Source organism: Streptomyces sp. NPDC007095, from assembly GCF_040634475.1.
GTDB lineage: Bacteria > Actinomycetota > Actinomycetes > Streptomycetales > Streptomycetaceae > Streptomyces.
This window is the reverse complement of the sequence record NZ_JBEYFS010000534.1, coordinates 1-1248: the sequence shown is the minus strand read 5'-3', so window position 1 is coordinate 1248 and position 1248 is coordinate 1. Positions and strand designations below refer to the sequence as shown.

Sequence of the window (1248 nt, the reverse complement as noted above, 5' to 3'; positions counted from 1 at the left end):
CTAGTAGACTGTCGCAGCTAATTCCTGGGATAGAGGTGGCGCAGTTTGATGCGTGCGTCGTGGGTGGTGAACTGCCAGTCCACCTGACGTTGGTCGGTGTTGGTGGCGTTCTGCCAGGCCGAGAGTTCGGTGTTGAGGGTGTCGAGGTCGCCGATCCGGCGGTCGAGACATTGCCTGGTCAGCGCGGAGAGTTCGATCTCGGCGATGTTGAGCCATGACCCGTGCTTGGGCGTGTGGTGGATCTCGAGGCGCTGAGCCAGGGCGAAGGCCTCTTCTGGTTCGAATGCCTCGTACAGTGAGGCGATGCCGTGGGTGTTGAGGTTGTCCATCACCAGCACAACCGTCTCGGCATCGGGGTAGTCCACGCTCAGCAGCTGCCTGACCTGGCCGGCCCAGTCGATCCGGGTCCTCTGGGGCAGCGCCTGAACTCGACGCCACCCGCGCAGGGGTTCGACCCATACGAAGATCGAGCACGTGCCGCAGCGGATGTACTCGCTGTCCTGGCAGGCGTCGTGACCAGGGCGGCCCGGGAGCGGGTCGCGGACATGGCCGAGGAGCTGGTAGGGCTTCTCGTCCATGCACACGACCGGACATGCCGGGTCATAGGGCCGGGCATAGACGGCCAGTACGTCTTCCATCCGGGCCGCGAACTCCGCGTTCGCTCGTGGTGGGATGGTCCAGCACTTCTTCAGGTGAGGACGCAGTTCCGTTTTTTTAAGACCCGGCCGATGGTGGAATGGTCCAGATCGGGGATGTCCTCGACCAGTGCGACGTGCTTCTCCAGCAGCCGCAGCGACCACCGGGTATAGCCCTGGGGTGGCTGTGAGCACGCCATCGCGATCAGCCGGGCTTCGACCTCACCGGTCACCGGCGAGGGCACCGGCGGGAGGTCGCGCTTCTTCCGCGTGATGGTGGCGTGAACATCGCCACCGGTTTCGGTGAAACGCTTGGCGACCAGCCGCAACGTCTCACCGGAGACGCCGAGCCGGGCCGCGATCACCTCCTGCGAGCCGATCCCGCCTACAGAGGTGTCGAGTGCGAGCAGCACCCTCGCCCGCCTGATTACCGAGGCCGGATGAACCCCCGTCGTGGTCACCCGGACCAACTCCTCGCGGTCCTGCGCGGTCAGCACCACCGGCCTCTTCTTCTGCGAACCCATCGCACCAGTCCTGTCCGGCAGAGCGGGAATCTGCCAGACGCAAGCCTCCCAATCAAACAGCCCATACCTAAGCAGCGACACGCTACTAG

General features: G+C 64.7%; 2 protein-coding genes. Both read right to left on the bottom strand.

What is annotated here, in order from left to right; all coding sequences use genetic code 11:
* Window positions 1-17: 17 nt before the first annotated feature.
* Entirely contained in the window at window positions 18-800 is a 783-nt protein-coding gene (locus tag ABZ656_RS58035; RefSeq protein ID WP_218977822.1) for an IS630 family transposase, read from the bottom strand.
* The coding region (locus ABZ656_RS58030) for a helix-turn-helix domain-containing protein (protein ID WP_360280862.1) at window positions 689-1248 on the bottom strand (560 nt) is incomplete at its 5' end. The genes ABZ656_RS58030 and ABZ656_RS58035, both read right to left, overlap by 112 nt.